This window comes from Ruminococcus sp. MCC718, from assembly GCF_018783905.1.
In the GTDB taxonomy this organism is placed as follows: domain Bacteria; phylum Bacillota; class Clostridia; order Lachnospirales; family Lachnospiraceae; genus Hominisplanchenecus; species Hominisplanchenecus faecis.
On sequence record NZ_WQNP01000068.1, the window covers coordinates 40,581 to 56,880 of the forward strand.

General features: G+C 43.0%; 10 protein-coding genes and 1 pseudogene. 10 read left to right on the top strand and 1 reads right to left on the bottom strand.

The genetic code is table 11. From position 1 onward, the window contains the following. Positions 1–8: 8 nt before the first annotated feature. Both GPK60_RS07725 and GPK60_RS07730 read left to right on the top strand, forming a co-directional pair. The gene (locus tag GPK60_RS07725) at positions 9–1,799 is read left to right on the top strand and encodes an ATP-binding protein (protein ID WP_252191329.1); all 1,791 of its coding nucleotides are present in this window, start codon (positions 9–11) and stop codon (positions 1,797–1,799) included. After that, positions 1,765–2,496: a response regulator transcription factor gene (locus tag GPK60_RS07730; RefSeq protein ID WP_147631000.1), complete on the top strand. Its 732-nt coding sequence runs from the start codon at positions 1,765–1,767 to the stop codon at positions 2,494–2,496. The genes GPK60_RS07725 and GPK60_RS07730 overlap by 35 nt, the downstream gene beginning before the upstream one ends. A gap of 175 nt (positions 2,497–2,671) precedes the next feature. Here GPK60_RS07730 and GPK60_RS07735 read toward each other — a convergent pair whose 3' ends face one another. Beyond that, the gene (locus GPK60_RS07735; protein ID WP_252191330.1) at positions 2,672–3,292 is read right to left on the bottom strand and encodes a DUF3786 domain-containing protein; all 621 of its coding nucleotides are present in this window, start codon (positions 3,290–3,292) and stop codon (positions 2,672–2,674) included. Positions 3,293–3,549: 257 nt separating this feature from the next. On the opposite strand from GPK60_RS07735, the gene GPK60_RS07740 reads away from it, so the two are divergent. From GPK60_RS07740 to GPK60_RS07775, 8 genes and pseudogenes are all read left to right on the top strand, one after another. Continuing rightward, the gene (locus GPK60_RS07740; protein WP_173866632.1) at positions 3,550–4,365 is read left to right on the top strand and encodes an ABC transporter substrate-binding protein; all 816 of its coding nucleotides are present in this window, start codon (positions 3,550–3,552) and stop codon (positions 4,363–4,365) included. Then, the gene (locus tag GPK60_RS07745) at positions 4,349–6,511 is read left to right on the top strand and encodes an ATP-binding protein (protein ID WP_173866633.1); all 2,163 of its coding nucleotides are present in this window, start codon (positions 4,349–4,351) and stop codon (positions 6,509–6,511) included. Before GPK60_RS07740 ends, GPK60_RS07745 begins: the two co-directional genes overlap by 17 nt. 29 nt (positions 6,512–6,540) lie before the next feature. After that, the gene (locus tag GPK60_RS07750; RefSeq protein WP_215659211.1) at positions 6,541–8,391 is read left to right on the top strand and encodes an ABC transporter substrate-binding protein; all 1,851 of its coding nucleotides are present in this window, start codon (positions 6,541–6,543) and stop codon (positions 8,389–8,391) included. A gap of 5 nt (positions 8,392–8,396) precedes the next feature. Further along, positions 8,397–11,372 (top strand): response regulator, encoded by a 2,976-nt coding sequence (locus tag GPK60_RS07755; protein ID WP_215659212.1) that lies wholly within the window; start codon positions 8,397–8,399, stop codon positions 11,370–11,372. 76 nt (positions 11,373–11,448) lie between these two features. Continuing rightward, positions 11,449–13,221: an extracellular solute-binding protein gene (locus GPK60_RS07760; protein ID WP_215659213.1), complete on the top strand. Its 1,773-nt coding sequence runs from the start codon at positions 11,449–11,451 to the stop codon at positions 13,219–13,221. 58 nt (positions 13,222–13,279) lie between these two features. Beyond that, positions 13,280–15,526, top strand: a complete 2,247-nt coding sequence (locus GPK60_RS07765) for an ATP-binding protein (RefSeq protein ID WP_346727735.1) — start codon at positions 13,280–13,282, stop codon at positions 15,524–15,526. 295 nt (positions 15,527–15,821) lie between these two features. Next, a pseudogene (locus GPK60_RS07770) lies at positions 15,822–16,136 on the top strand (transposase). A gap of 18 nt (positions 16,137–16,154) precedes the next feature. Continuing rightward, on the top strand, positions 16,155–16,300 hold a 146-nt coding region (locus GPK60_RS07775; RefSeq protein WP_215659218.1), incomplete at its 3' end, for a helix-turn-helix domain-containing protein.

Here is a 16,300-nt window from a genome sequence, read left to right on the forward strand (position 1 = left end):
ATGGTAATATGAAAGAATTTCTTTTATTGCCGGCAGTGGGAGGCATTTTTATATTTATGTATGAAATGCTGAAAAAATTTGATGCATTTTGTGATGCAAACAGACAGAATCTCTGGCTGGAGGAGGATGCGGTACCGGAAGAAAAAGAGGAAAGTGCAGAACAGGTGATGGATGACTGCCTTTCCTCTTCTGTTTCCGCAGAACGGAACGGCCGCCTGGAAAAACTGCTCGCTGCATTTCAGAGAGAAAAGAAAATACAGAACTTCCGTGATCTGTATACCAGTATTCTGATCTTACTGGCAGCCAGTGTGATGGGATATTTTTTCAACAGTCTGGGTTTTGCAAATGCCAATATCATGACAGTGTTTGTGTTTGCAGTACAGCTGATCGCAGTGCTTACAAATCACAGGACCTACAGTATGATCGCCGCCGTGCTGAGTGTACTTATTTTTAATTTTCTGTTTACGACACCGCGGTATACATTTCATGCTTACGGAGAGGGATATCCGGTTACCTTTCTGATCATGTTCGGTATTGCATTTTTGACCGGAACGCTGGCACTGAAGTTAAAAAATCAGGCAAAACAGTCAGAAATGGTGGCTTTCCGCACAAAGATTTTGTTTGATACAAACCAGATTCTGCAGTGTGCCAGAGGAAGGGAAGAAATCATCAGTAAAACGGGACAGCAGCTTCGGAAACTCCTTGGAAGAAATGTGATTTTTTACAGTGTAAAAGATCATGAACTGGAAAAAAGCAAAGTGTTTATGATGGAAGACAGGGAGTGGTCAGAACAGCAGAAGCTGAAAAAAGAAAAGTATGTGGCAGAATGGGTTTTAAAACACCGGAAACGTGCAGGTGCAGGCACAGGGAATTTCCCGGGTGCAGAATGCCTTTATCTGACGGTCGGTGTAAATGAAACAGTTTATGGAGTACTGGGGATCAGCATAGAAAAGAAGCAGCTGGAAAGTTTTGAAAAAAGTATCCTTCAGGCGATTATCGGCGAGTGTGCACTGGCACTGGAGAATGAACAGATTACCATTGAAAAAGAAAAAGCGGCAATTCTGGCAAAAAATGAACAGCTTCGCTCAAACCTTCTGCGGGCGATTTCACATGATCTGCGGACACCGCTGACCTCGATTTCCGGAAATGCGAGCAATCTGCTTTCCAATGCAGATTATTTTGACAAAGAGACGAAAAAGCAGCTGTATCTGGATATTTATGATGACTCTATGTGGCTGATCAATCTGATTGAAAATATGCTGTCCGTGACCAGACTGGAGGAAGGTCGGATGAATCTGAACATATCAGTAGAACTGGTGGATGATGTGATCCAGGAGGCACTTCGCCATGTAGACCGGAAAAAAGATGAACACACGATCACGGTTGAGCATGAGGACGAATTGCTTCTGGCCAGAATGGATTCCAGGCTGATCGTGCAGATGGTCATCAATCTGGTGGATAATGCGATCAAATATACGCAGAAGGGATCCCATATTGATATCAGGACAGGAAGAGAAGGGAAAAATGCCATAATCTCAGTTGCAGATGACGGACCTGGAATTTCCGATGAAATGAAAGAACATATTTTTGAAACTTTTTATACCGGGACGAATAAGATTGCAGACAGCAGGAGAAGTCTTGGACTTGGACTTGCACTCTGCAAATCCATCGTAAATGTCCATGGAGGAGAAATCAAAGTTTCAGATGCACATCCACATGGAGCAGTTTTTCAGTTTACATTACCGGCAGGGGAGGTATATTTGTATGAACAAACCACGGATACTGGTTGTGGAAGATGATAATTCGGTGAAAAATCTGATCACAACAACTTTGAAAGCACATGATTATCATTTTCTGACGGCGGAGAATGGAGAAGTGGCGATCCTGGAAGCAGCGAGCCACAACCCGGAGATCATGCTGCTGGATCTTGGACTTCCGGACATAGACGGAATTGAAGTGATAAAAAGAGTGCGGACATGGTCGCAGATGCCGATCATCGTGATCAGTGCCAGAAGCGAAGATGTTGACAAGATCGAAGCACTCGATGCGGGAGCAGATGATTATCTGACGAAACCATTTTCAGTAGAAGAATTGCTTGCAAGGCTTCGTGTGACCAGACGCAGACTGCAGATGATGAAAAGTGACGCACTGAATCAGAGTGCAGTTTTTGTAAACGGAGATCTTCGCATTGATTATGCGGCGGGCTGTGTGTATCTTGGGGAAGAAGAGCTTCATCTGACACCGATCGAGTATAAATTGCTGTGTCTGCTGGCACAGAACGCAGGAAGAGTCCTGACCCATACCTTTATCATGGAAAATATATGGGGCAGTAACTGGGAAAAGGACATTGCTTCGCTTCGGGTATTTATGGCGACACTGAGGCGGAAACTGGAAAAAAACCCACAGTCTCTTCAGTATATCCAGACGCATGTCGGCGTCGGATACCGTATGATGAAATTTGAAGAATCATCAGAAAATAAAAAGGGTGAATATTAAAACATCAGGATGGAGTCTCTTTTATCCTCTTCCAGCAAGAAGACTCCGACCTCTAAGGTGGGAGATGGCAAGTACAATGGAAAAGAAAACAGTATGCAGGGAGATCATCCCGGCATACTGTTTTTTTAACCAAATCAAGCAGCAAAGTGGATTGCGAATATTCGCTTTTTCTATTCTACAGAATTTCCTGTAAACGCTTCAGCAGATCGCCCTGCAGATAGTAGGTAGTCTCAAAATTCAGATAACGCATCGTCTGATCATCCCACAGGATTTTAATCTGCGGCGGGAATTCCTCGTCGCTTTCCCAGAACTGAAGCAGAACCGGGAAGAAAGAAAATGCCGGGATTTCTGCAGTGATATCAGCACCGGCAAGAGCTGGCTTTAAAATCCCGCCGATGGAAACACATGCCTTTTTGACGGCATCCACTTTGCCGGAAAAGAAATCTGCATATTTCTGTGAAAAAATTTCGGCACTTGGGCTTGCACCGGCAGCAGCAAAATTTGCGATTGGAGTCCATTTGCCGCCAAGAGGGGGCAGTTCCGTTTCTTGACCGTGACAGAGCATATCGTAGATGGTCATGACTGTTTCATAAGAGCGACATTCTGCAAAACCATCCGATGTTTTTTCGAAAACAGTTCCGCTTGGGCGATCAATCTTGCAGGGCGTATTCAGATAAGTAAGATAAATATAATCTTTATCAAGATCCAGGTGAAATTTGGCAGAGATGGCTTCCTGATCATATTTCAGGAAATGAGCTTTGCCGATATCCACCTGCTTTTCATAGTTTGAAATCATAAATTCCTCCTTTTCGAATGAAAATCATGATGCCAGGGTCAAAAGGTCTAAATCCACATGAGCTTGCTCATATCATTCATTGTAACATGGTCCGGCCGTTTCTTCCACAGACAGAGAAAGAAATGGATTTCTTATAGCAAAAACAGATTTTTTCCATGGGAGGAGATAACGTTTTTCTTGCATGAACAGGAGATACTAGTGTAAAATATAAAAGATTTTTAAATCTGAAAATACAACAGAGCAGGTATAGAAGAAATATGAAAGGAAAAAGAGTGATTGCAGCTATTCTGCTTGTGGGAATTTTAGCAGCCACCCTGGCAGGATGCAAAAATGAGGATATCAGTAAAAAAGAAACAGAAAAACCGGTCATCACCCTGGGCAGTGACAATTATCCGCCATACAATTATCTGAATGAAGACGGAATCCCGACAGGGATTGATGTAGAACTGGCTACGGAAGCTTTTAAAAGAATGGGGTATCAGGTGGACGTTGTCCAGATCAACTGGGAGAAGAAAAAGGAGCTGGTGGAGAGCGGGGAGATCGATTGTATCATGGGCTGTTTTTCCATGGAAGGACGCCTTGACGATTACCGATGGGCAGGACCGTACATAGCAAGCCGCCAGGTGGTTGCTGTAAATGAGAACAGTGATATCTATAAACTGAGTGACCTGGAGGGAAAGAACCTGGCGGTTCAGTCTACAACCAAACCGGAAGGCATCTTCCTGAACCGGACGGATGAGAGGATCCCAAAACTGGGAAATCTGATCAGCCTCGGGCACAGGGAACTGATCTATACGTTTCTGGGAAAAGGATATGTGGATGCAGTTGCCGCACATGAGGAATCCATCGTCCAGTATATGAAAGATTATGATACAAACTTCCGTATCCTGGAAGAACCTCTGATGATCGTGGGGATAGGAGTTGCTTTTGCAAAAGAGGATGAGCGGGGGATCTGTGAGCAGATGAACCAGACCCTGGAAGAGATGCGCAAGGATGGCACATCTCTGAAAATCATCGAAAAATATCTGGATGATCCAAAGAAGTACCTGGAGGTGGATGATCTTGGATATTAAGGAAAGAACAAAAGAAAAAGGGATAAAAATAGTCGGGATTTTGCTTGGAATCTGTGTGGCTGCAGTCTCGTTGTTTTATTTTTTCCATGCGGAAAAAGCGGAAGCAGAGAAAAGGATGGTGGAGATCGTAAACTATGTCAAAGTGCAGTGCTCAACCTACACTCACTATAATGAATCTTCGGAATCCAAAAGTCTTCTCCGTGCGATCGAAAGTGCCAGACAGATGAGCACGAATATTAACATGGAGACAGAAAACGGCGGTCAGCTAAGCCGGGAGTTTCTGAAAGAAAATCTGCAGACTCTCTGGGTGGATGGCATCATTGTGCTGGATCAGGAAGGAAAGACGGACTGCGAATACAGTGAGGATGAGACTCTGGCAGGTGAGATCACGGACTATCTGCAAAAAGACATTATCATGGATTTTACCGGATATGAAGAAAGAACGTATTCGGAACGGTTTGAAAGGGAAGACGGGGCACATATCGACATTGCGGCCTGTGCCAGAAAAGATGCACCAGGCATTGTTGCGATCTACTATTACACATCTCCTGAATTTGCCAGGAACTATACCCTGACGATACAGGGGCTTTTAAATGGTTACAGTGTCCAGAGTGATGGAACGATTATTGTTGCAGACAATGGGAAAGTTGTTGCCAGCAACGATGAGTGTCTGCTGGGAGAAGATACAGCCGACAACGAGGTTGTTCAGGCCATGAAAAAGCATACAGACAGTCAACACATTTTTCATGTGAAGAATGAAGGAAACGGATGTTACGGAATCATGCTGAAGCAGCGGGATTATTATATTTATGCATATCTTCCGGATACGGAAGTATTCCATAACCTTCCATTAAGTGTGACCGGTGTCATTTTTCTTTATTTTCTGATATTCACGATGTTCTGGTTCTGGTCATACAGGACCAATCTGGCACACCAGAAGCTGGAACAGGAAAAAGATGAAAAATATAAAGCAGAACTTCTGTCAGCCGCAAAAAAGGCAGAAGCTGCCAACGAGGCAAAAACCGAGTTCCTCCAGCGGATGAGCCATGATATCCGGACTCCGATCAATGGGATCTGCGGCATGGTCAATATGGCAGACCATTATGCAGATGATATGGAGAAACAGACGGAATGCAGGGCAAAGGTTAAAGAAGCATCTCATCTGCTGCTGGAACTGGTAAATGAAGTGCTGGACATGAGTAAGCTTGAGTCGGATGAAGTGCTGCTCGAAGAAATTCCATTCAATCTGATCCGTATTTCAAGGGAAGTATTTGTTGTGATCGATCAGATGGCTGCCGAACAGAATATCCAGATTGTATGGGAGAAAAAAGAAGTCACACACTGGAATCTTATCGGAAGCCCGGGGCATGTGAAACGGGTGATGATGAATATCCTGTCAAATGCGGTGAAATATAACAGGGCAAACGGACAGATCTATATCAGCTGCCGTGAAATCCCATCAGAACAGTCGGAATGGACAACGATAGAATTTGTCTGCCGGGATACCGGAATCGGAATGACAGAGACCTTTCAGAAACATATTTTTGAACCATTTGCACAGGAACATACAGGAAGCCGCACAAAATATGCCGGAACAGGACTTGGAATGGCGATCACAAAGAAGCTGATCGAAAAAATGGGAGGAACTATTACCTTTGAAAGTGAAGAAGGCACAGGGACTACATTTGTGATCCGGGTTCCGTTCCGGATCGATACAGGCAGGAGCGGCAGAGCTGAAACGGAAGAAAAACCAGAAGTTTCTATAAAGGGACTGCATATTCTTCTGGCAGAAGATAATGAGCTGAATATGGAAATTGCGAAATTTATGCTTCAGAATGAAGGAGCTGACGTGACAAAAGCATGGAATGGACGGGAAGCTGTTGAGATATTCAGAAAGAGCGAACCGGATGAATTTGATGTCATCCTTATGGATATCATGATGCCGGTCATGAATGGTTATGAAGCCACGAAGATGATCCGGTCTCTGGAGCGGGAGGATGCAAAGACAATACCGATTATTGCAATGACGGCAAATGCATTCACGGAGGACAGGCTGAAAGCAAAAGAAGCAGGAATGGATGAACATATCGCAAAACCTGTGGATCCGGAATTATTGGTAAAGGTGATTTATGAATCAGTGGATTAGTGGAAAACAATCTCAGAAAGGGAATTATATTGAAAAAGAAAAGATGGAACCGATTATTTTCTGTACTTTTTGTGATGATGGCAGTCATGTCACTTCTGTCAGGCTGTAGCAAAAAGAGTGCAGAAAAAGAAGATGAAGAAACGATCACGGTGTATTTATGGAGTACAAATCTGTATGAAAAATATGCACCATATATCCAGGAACAGCTTCCGGATATTAATATTGAATTTGTGGTAGGGAATAATGATCTGGATTTCTACAGATTTTTGAATGAAAACGGTGGACTGCCGGATATTATAACCTGCTGTCGTTTTTCACTGCATGATGCAAGTCCGCTGAAAGACAGTCTGATGGATCTTTCCACAACCAATGCGGCAGGTGCTGTCTATGATACATATCTCAACAATTTCAAGAATGAGGATGGAAGCGTAAACTGGCTTCCGGTGTGTGCGGATGCACATGGTTTTGTAGTCAACAAAGACCTTTTTGAGAAGTACGATATCCCTCTTCCAACCGATTATGAAAGCTTCGTTTCTGCCTGCCAGGCATTTGACAAGGTGGGGATCCGTGGGTTTAGTGCAGACTATTCTTATGATTATACGTGTATGGAAACACTGCAGGGGCTGTCTGCGTCAGAGCTGTCTTCTGCGGCGGGACGTAAGTGGCGTACCGCCTACAGTGACCCGGATAATACAGAGAAAGAAGATCTGGACAGTACAGTCTGGCCGGAGGCTTTTGAACGTCTGGAACAGTTCATAAAGGATACAGGGCTGGGTCTGGATGATCTGGATATGAACTATGATTCTGTGGTTGAGATGTATCAAAGCGGCAGGCTTGCCATGTATTTTGGCAGCTCTTCCGGTGTAAAAATGTTTCAGGATCAGGGGATTAACACAACATTTCTGCCGTTCTTTCAGGAGAATGGAGAAAAGTGGCTGATGACCACACCATATTTCCAGGTGGCACTGAACCGTGATCTGACGCAGAATGAAACACGTCGGCAGAAAGCGATGAAGGTACTGGACACAATGCTTTCCGAGGATGCACAGAACAGGATTATTTATGATGGACAGGATCTGTTAAGCTACAGCCAGGATGTGGATCTTCATCTTACGGAATATCTAAAAGATGTGAAACCGGTGATCGAAGAAAACCATATGTATATCCGAATTGCGTCAAATGACTTTTTCTCTGTTTCCAAAGACGTAGTTTCGAAGATGATCTCAGGAGAATACGATGCAGGGCAGGCATACCGCTCATTTAATTCTCAGCTTCTTGAGGAAAAATCCACTTCGGAGGATATCGTGCTGGATTCACAGAAATCCTATTCCAACCGCTTTCACAGCAGTGGAGGGAATGCGGCATATTCCGTTATGGCAAACACTCTGCGTGGTATTTATGGGGCGGATGTGCTGATCGCAGCAGGAAACAGCTTTACTGGAAATGTGCTGAAAGCAGGGTATACAGAAAAAATGGCGGGAAACATGATCATGCCAAATGGTCTTTTGGCTTACAGCTGCAAGATGGACGGAGCACAACTGAAAGAGACGGTCAGAAATTTTACAGAAGGCTATCCGGGAGGCTTCCTTACGTTTAACCGTGGATCGCTTCCAGTCTTCAGTGGTATTTCTGTGGAAATCAGGGAAACAGAGGATGGTTATACATTGAGTAAAGTTGCAAAGGATGGAAAAGAAATCCGTGATACGGATACTTTTATGGTAACCTGTCTGGCGACACCACAACACATGGAAGCTTATCCGACAGGCAAAAATATGGCATTTGATGTTGGGGAGTTCTCTGTGAAAGACACCTGGATTGAAAATCTTTCTGATGGGAATACAGTCCTTGCAGAGCCTGAAGACTACCTGACTTTGAGGTGAGAAGAATGAAAGCTAAAAACCATAATACAAACAGAGAAAAACGTGTCATGAAAAAACGGTTCAGGACAGCGGTCTTTCTTCTTCTTTTTGCGGGAATTGTTTTGACTGTTTTTCGATATTTCAAGCTTGTGTCGAAAACAGTTTATGAAGAAAGTGTTTCCCACCTGACGGAGGTTTTTCACCAGTCTGATAATATGTTAAGGGAACTGACAGATAAGAATCTGACCTATCTTCATATGTGGGGGGCGTATCTGCAGGAGACTTCCGATGAAGATAAAATTCGTGATTATATAGAGAACGCACAAAAAGACGCCGGATTTTTAAATTTTTATTTTCTGTCAACGGACGGTAACTACAAAATGCTGACCGGAGAAACGGGATATCTTGATTTACAGGAAAATTTTGAAGATGAGATCCAAAACGGGAATGATATCGTAACGAATGCAGTAGTTCCAGGAAAATCCCAGATGCTTGTTTTTGCCAGTCCCAGGGCTCATGGAAACTATCAGGGATTTGGATACGATGCGATCGCGATTGCCTATGAAAATTCTGACATTGTAAATGTACTGGATATTTCTGCTTTTCATGGAAATGCAAAGAGCTATGTTGTTCATCCAGATGGCCGTGTTGTCGTGGATCATTCTTTTAAGGAATGGGGAAATGCATATAATTTCTTTGGCATTCTCAGAGAGCATTCCAATATCCCGGAAAAAGAGATCCTTGAACTTTCAGGGAAGTTTAAAGCAGGAGATACCGATGCGATGCTGGTAAACCTGGATGGAAAGAACTATTATCTGGTCTATGAAAAATCAGAAATTCAGGACTGGGTATTTCTGGGACTTGTAAAGGCTGAGATTGTTAATGCCAGCATGAATGTTCTGCAGCGCAGTACCATGATGCTTGTAGGTATAGTAGCGTTGAGTGTTGCCGGTCTTTTTATCTGGCTGATACTAAGGAAAAGCAGAGTAAGGCTCAAGAAAAAAGATACGGAGATCCTGTACAGGGAAGAGCTGTTTCAGAAGCTTTCCATGAATGTGGATGATGTTTTCCTGATGCTGGATGCGAAAACATATAAGACAGATTATGTCAGTCCGAATGTGGAAAAGCTGCTGGGAATTACCATAGAACAGATCCGCAAAGATATTTGTGTTCTGGGGAAACTGCATCCTCAAAAATCGGAAGATCCTAAGAAAAATTATCTGGAGAAGATCCAGGTTGATGAACAGAAGGAAGGGGATTTTGAATGTGTTCATCAGAAAACAGGGGAACAACGATGGTTTCATAATATTGCAATGTGCAGTGAGGTAAACGGGAAAAAGAAATACATCCTGGTTATGTCTGACCGTACCTCTGATAAAAAGATGAATCAGGCACTCTATGAGGCGGTCCATGCTGCGGAAAATGCCAACAAGGCAAAGAGTACATTTCTTTCCAATATGTCTCACGATATCCGGACTCCGATGAATGCAATCATTGGTTTTACGACCCTGGCTGTAAGCAATATTGATAATAAAAAAAAGGTCAGGGATTATCTGGGCAAGATTCTTTCATCCAGCAATCATCTGCTTTCACTGATCAATGATATACTGGATATGAGCCGTATCGAGAGTGGAAAGATCCATCTGGAAGAAACGGCGGTCAGTCTGTCAGAAATGCTCCATGATCTGAAAACCATTATCAGTGGACAGATCCATGCGAAGCAGCAGGAGCTTTATATGGATGCTATGGATGTGACGAATGAGGACGTCTATTGCGATAAGACGCGTCTGAATCAGGTACTGCTGAATCTTTTGTCCAATGCGGTCAAATTTACGCCTGCAGGCGGAACCGTTTCCGTTCGGCTGAAACAGTTCCCGGGAAAAACAAAAGACAGTGGTCTGTATGAGATCCGTGTAAAAGACAGTGGAATCGGCATGAGTCCGAAATTTGTACAGAAGATTTTTTCTCCTTTTGAACGGGAGCGGACTTCCACCGTCAGCAGGACTCAGGGGACAGGCCTTGGTATGGCCATTACTAAGAACATTGTGGATATGATGGGAGGAACGATTGAAGTTCAGACAGAACAGGGCAAAGGCACCGAATTTATTGTCCGCCTGGCATTGAGAATTCAGCCTGAGCACCGCCGCACAGAGAAAATCGCAGAGCTGGAAGGTCTGAAGGCATTGGTTGTCGATGATGATTTTAACACCTGTGACAGTGTGACGAAGATGCTTGTGAAGGTTGGGATGCGTTCAGAATGGACACTTTCCGGTAAGGAGGCTGTTCTGCGTGCACGGCAGTCTCTGGAACTTGGAGATGCATTCCATGCTTATATCATTGACTGGCGTCTGCCGGATATGAATGGCATTGAGGTTACACGTCAGATTCGCAGTCTTGGTGATGATACGCCGATCATTATCCTGACGGCCTATGACTGGTCAGATATCGAAACAGAAGCCAGGGCAGCAGGGGTAACGGCATTCTGTGCGAAACCTCTCTTTATGTCAGACATCAGAGAGACGTTGCTGACTGCCATCGGTCAGAAGAAGGCTGAAATAGAGACTTCGATTTTTCCGGCAGCAGATCTGGATTTCAGAGGCAGGTCTGTACTGCTTGTGGAAGACAATGAACTGAACAGTGAAATTATGGTGGAGATCCTTAATGAATATGGTTTTGTAGTTGATACGGCAGAAAATGGAGCAGAAGCAGTGGAAAAAGTTAAAAATGCAACGCCAGGGGATTATGATCTGGTGCTGATGGATGTGCAGATGCCGGTAATGAACGGATATGAGGCTACCAGACAGATCCGTGCCCTGCCAGATCCGGCACTGGCAGGAATTACGATCCTTGCCATGACAGCCAATGCTTTTGATGAGGACAGAAAGAAAGCACTGGAATGCGGTATGGACAGCTTCTTATCCAAACCAATCGTGATTGAGGAACTGATCTGTGCATTGCAAAATAATCTGAAATGTCATCTTGCAGAGAGAACTACCGTTTAAAAAGCGAATATAAAAAGTTTGGCGGGATAAGGTTCTTTCATAAACGTAACTATCATGATTTTAGCGGGAGAAAAATATGAAGATCAAAAAAGCAAAAAGTGCAGGTCTTATTTTGGCATGCATAGCAGCAACAGGACTTACAGGATGTGGGAAAACAGATGAAACATCAAAGAAACACGAAGCAATTACGTTTATGGCTCCTTATCTGGAGGTGGACAGCTTTATAGAAGAGGTGCATAAAACATATCCGGAGGTTAATCTTGAAGTAATCACGTATAGTGGGTCAAATACAACAACCTATCTGCAGAATATGCTAGAGGCAGATGATCTTCCGGATATCTGCACACAGACTTTTTATAAGCCGGATGTGGTGGATGTCAGTGATAAGATGATTGATCTCTCCGGATACGATTTTACAGATAATTATGTGGAATCACGTCTGAAAGAGGTATCCGACGATGGTGCACTTTATATGCTTCCATCTTTGTACAACTGTTATGGAATCACTTACAATAAAACACTGCTTGAGCAACATGGCTGGAAGCTGCCGACATCTTTTACAGAGCTTGAAGAACTTGCAGGCAAAGCAAAAGAAGCAGGAGTTACGTTATGTATGGCACAGATTCAGTATCCGGGTTCTGCCTTCCAGTATATATGTAATATTGCGGATGCGGGATTCCTTGGTACCTTGTCTGGAAAGCAGTGGCAGAAAGATTACCTGTCAGGAAAGGCAAATGTCAGTGACACGGAAGGCATGATGGACAGCATGGAATATATCCAAAAATGGAAAGACATCGGTATGTTTGACAGCAGCAACAGTGATCCGACAGATGATGGTAAAACAAGAGAAGCTTTTATAAAGGGAAACACATTGTTTCTATTGGGACCACAGAATGGCATTATGGACTCAGAAGATAGAACGGACAAATTTGGTCTGATGCCATACCTGTCTGAAGATGGAAGCAAGAATGTATTTATTGTAAATGTAAACCGTTTTTACGGATTGAATAAAAAGCTGGAGAATCATCCAGAGAAACTTGAAGATGCATTAAAAGTTATGAGGGTGCTGTCTACGGTAGAAGGAACCAGTGCCCTGTATCCGGACAGCACATTAAAAGCAGGACTACTTCCTTTCAAAGATGCAAAGGCGGATGACACCTACTATGCAGATATTTCGGATTTTATCAATGCAGGGAATACGACACCGTTTATTTATTCTGGATGGGAAAATACGATCGTAAATACCGGAACTAAAATGTTGGAATTTATGCAGGATAAGGCATCCATAAAGGATGTGGCAGATCAGCTGGATGAGGATCAGGACAGCGTGGTAAATAATCAGCCGGAAGTGTTCACAACAGCTACAGAGGAAATCTCACAGGAAAGCTGTGCAAAGCTGGTGGGCAGATGTTTTGCCGAGGCGACCGGAAGTGACATTGCGCTTATATCCCTTGGAACATGGATCAGTGGAAATGGCACAAACCAGAACAATGGTGGCGTGAGCGGAAAACTGTATGCAAAGAATATTACAGACTATGACATCTGTACCATTCTTCCGACAGGCTGGTCACAGACAATCCAGACGGTCCGATTAACAGGAAAACAGATTCAGGATTTATATAAAGAAGGATACGATGCAGTCGGTACAGGAAACAATTATCCTTATGTACTGGTAAGTCCGATGGAGCTGGAAGATGAGAAGACTTATCAGGTTGCAATTTCTGGAATCAGTGAAAAACTGGCATCAGAAGCGGAAGTGACAGACAGCGGAATTGTAGGTATGGATGCGGCAAAAGAGTTTTTTGGACAATTTGAGACTTTAAGTGAAGCGGACGCTGAATGGAAATAATAATGGAAATAATCGAGGGAGAAGAATGCAGAAGAGAAATAATTACCGGAATTTAATATTGGGGTGTTGTATAACTGGTATAGCGATGCTTTTTGCATTCTTCTTCCTGTATTATACTTATATCCAGGATATTATCTATGAGGAACGGTTAAACCAGATGGAAGAAATTACCCGTCAGATGTTTCAAAATCTGGAAGATGTGATCGATTCCCACTGGGACCGGGTGACGGAAGAATGTAATTATCTGAGAAATGCAAACATACAGACTACAGACGAACTCTGCAGATATATGGAAAAGAAATATGAATTATCAGCATATGCAGATCATAAGATCACGTTGATGGCAGTGGATTCAGAAGGCGGATATTATACAGAATCCGGAAACAGAGGACTTTTCCGTGAGCTGGATTATTTTGAAGACAATCCCGAACGGATCAGTTTTGTTTTTGATTCCATGACGGATAACCAGTCAGAGATGGTATTTCTGAATCATCTGCCAGAGCCAATAGAGCTTCAGAATGGAGAAAAGAAAACGACAATCCGTTATTTTGGAATTGCCCAGGATATGGAACAGCTGAATCCTTATTTTAACTGCGATGCATATGATGGGAACAACAGTGTGTATGTGCTGGATGACAATGGATTTAAACTGTTCAACAGCAATCAGGTGGAACTGATCAAGGGGCATAATGTATTTTCTGTTTTGCAGAACATGAAGTATCTTCACAATTCTTCTTTTGACAAAACAAAGGCGGAACTGGAAGAAAAAGGATGTAGTTATTCGAATGCAGTTCTGGATGGAACAGAATATTTTTACGGGTTAAAAAGAATGGAAAATGCCGAATGGACCCTGATCTTTCTGGTTCCGGCAGAATATGTTGCTGCGAATACCTTAAAACTTGTCAATTTTGTCACGATATTTATCGTTATCTTTACGGTTATCGTAGCAGCCTGCGTTATACTGGGGATTTCCTTTGTTATGCACAGAAACCAGCAGGAAGCGATCCGTGTGGAACAGGAAAATAATGCGAAGCTGGAAACAGTGAATACAAAGCTGCGGCAGGCAAAACAGGCGGCAGAGGAAGCTTTTCAGGTGGCACAGGAAGCGAGCAGGTCAAAGAGCAGTTTCCTTGCCAATATGTCCCACGATATCCGTACTCCGATGAATGCGATCATTGGTATTACGTCATTAATCCGATATGACGCCGGCAATAAAGGCAAGGTAATAGAGTATGCGGATAAAATCGACACTTCCTCACAGCATCTGTTAGGGATTATCAATGATGTTCTAGACATGAGCAAGATTGAAGCCGGAAAAACGGTTTTCAAGTATTCTGATTTTTCTCTTCTGGATTTTATACAGGAACTCGACACGATATTTCATTCTCAGATATCTGAAAAAAAGCAGACTTTTACAATTACAAAAGAAAACATCCGGCATGAGTGGGTGAATGGGGATCGGGTTCATCTGATGCAGATTTTCAGCAACCTGTTGTCCAATGCAATAAAATATACACAGGAAGGTGGAGAAATCCTGCTTCTGGCAGAGGAATGTGGATCAAATTCATCTGTTTATGCAAAGTACCGCTTTTTAGTCAGCGATAATGGTATGGGAATGTCGGCCGATTTCAAAGATACCATCTTTGATCCGTTTACCCGTGCCGAAAATTCTCTGACAAGTAAGATACAGGGGACCGGGCTTGGAATGGCTATTACCAGAAATCTGGTTGAAGCCATGGGAGGCACCATTGATGTGGAGAGTGAACCGGGACAGGGAAGCTGTTTTGAGGTTCTTATTGATCTGAAAATTGCCGGGGACAGATCTGTTTCTTTGTCATCACAGGCAGAAACAGATGAGCCGGATGACAATATTTTGCAGGGAATGCATTTCCTGTGTGCAGAGGATAATGAGCTGAATGCGGAAATTCTGATGGAACTGTTAAAGATTGAGGGTGCAGAGTGTACCATCTGTGAAAATGGCGAAAAAATCCTGGAGGCATTTGAACAGTCTGTCCCGGGTGACTATGACATGATCCTGATGGATGTGCAGATGCCTGTTATGAATGGTTATGAGGCAGCAAAAGCGATCCGTAGCAGTTCCCATGAACTGGCAAAGAAGATTCCGATCATTGCCATGACAGCCAATGCATTCTCAGAAGATATCCAGCATTCGCTGGCAGCCGGAATGAATGCCCATATTTCAAAACCGGTTGATATGAAGACGCTGGAAAAGACGGTAAGAAGCATAAAATCCGGGGGGGGTGTACCGAAACGCAGGTCATGGAACAGTAATAAATTGAAATAAGGCTACCGCAATCCCACTGGCTTTAGACGGTGGGTTAAGGTAGCCAAAAATCAGAAATTATAGTATACTCATGGCATGGGAACCTGGAAATCTAAAAACAGACATAAATACTTATGATGTTGGGGTCAAAAGATGCCATACGAATTGTTCCGTACTTCGTACTTCCACAATTCTACCCAATATTCGCATATCGTGAAGCTTACGCTCCACTTTTATGCTCATATCGGGGCGGGTCATTAAGCCATAAAACCACTTTTGTGCAAGCACATCGTGGTTTCAGGCTTTTGACCCTGGCATCTACTTATTACAATATCACATTATTTTTGTCTGTAAATATAGGAAGAAATTACTGGTTTCGAGACAGATATCAGATGATATAAAGCAGTTTTCATATGAGATATGTCAAAGGCACAGTGTTATTATCAGATATATGGAAACAGATAAAGACCATATTCATTACATGATAGAGACAGAATGAAAAAGTTATCCCCAATATTTACGAAAACAATTTTGGAAAGAACATACCTTTTGGACAGATGGATATTTTGCATGTAGTGTAGGAAATGTATCGGAAGAAATGCTGAAAAGATATATAGAAAATCAAGGTTGAGAAAGAAGGTGACAGTGAATGTTAAAGGCATATAAATATAGAATATATCCAAATAATGAGCAGAAAATACAGATCGCAAAAACGTTTGGCTGTTGCCGTTTTGTATATAATCAGACACTGGCATACCGGAAAGAAGTATATGAGAAAGAGAAAAAATCAGTTAG

Bases quoted from the DNA above. Each gene is read 5' to 3' on its own strand.
- GPK60_RS07735 (WP_252191330.1), bottom strand. From the start codon at position 3,292: ATGATTTCAAACTATGAAAAGCAGGTGGATATCGGCAAAGCTCATTTC.
- GPK60_RS07725 (WP_252191329.1), top strand. From the start codon at position 9: ATGAAAGAATTTCTTTTATTGCCGGCAGTGGGAGGCATTTTTATATTT.
- GPK60_RS07730 (WP_147631000.1), top strand. From the start codon at position 1,765: ATGAACAAACCACGGATACTGGTTGTGGAAGATGATAATTCGGTGAAA.
- GPK60_RS07740 (WP_173866632.1), top strand. From the start codon at position 3,550: ATGAAAGGAAAAAGAGTGATTGCAGCTATTCTGCTTGTGGGAATTTTA.
- GPK60_RS07755 (WP_215659212.1), top strand. From the start codon at position 8,397: ATGAAAGCTAAAAACCATAATACAAACAGAGAAAAACGTGTCATGAAA.
- GPK60_RS07745 (WP_173866633.1), top strand. From the start codon at position 4,349: ATGATCTTGGATATTAAGGAAAGAACAAAAGAAAAAGGGATAAAAATA.
- GPK60_RS07760 (WP_215659213.1), top strand. From the start codon at position 11,449: ATGAAGATCAAAAAAGCAAAAAGTGCAGGTCTTATTTTGGCATGCATA.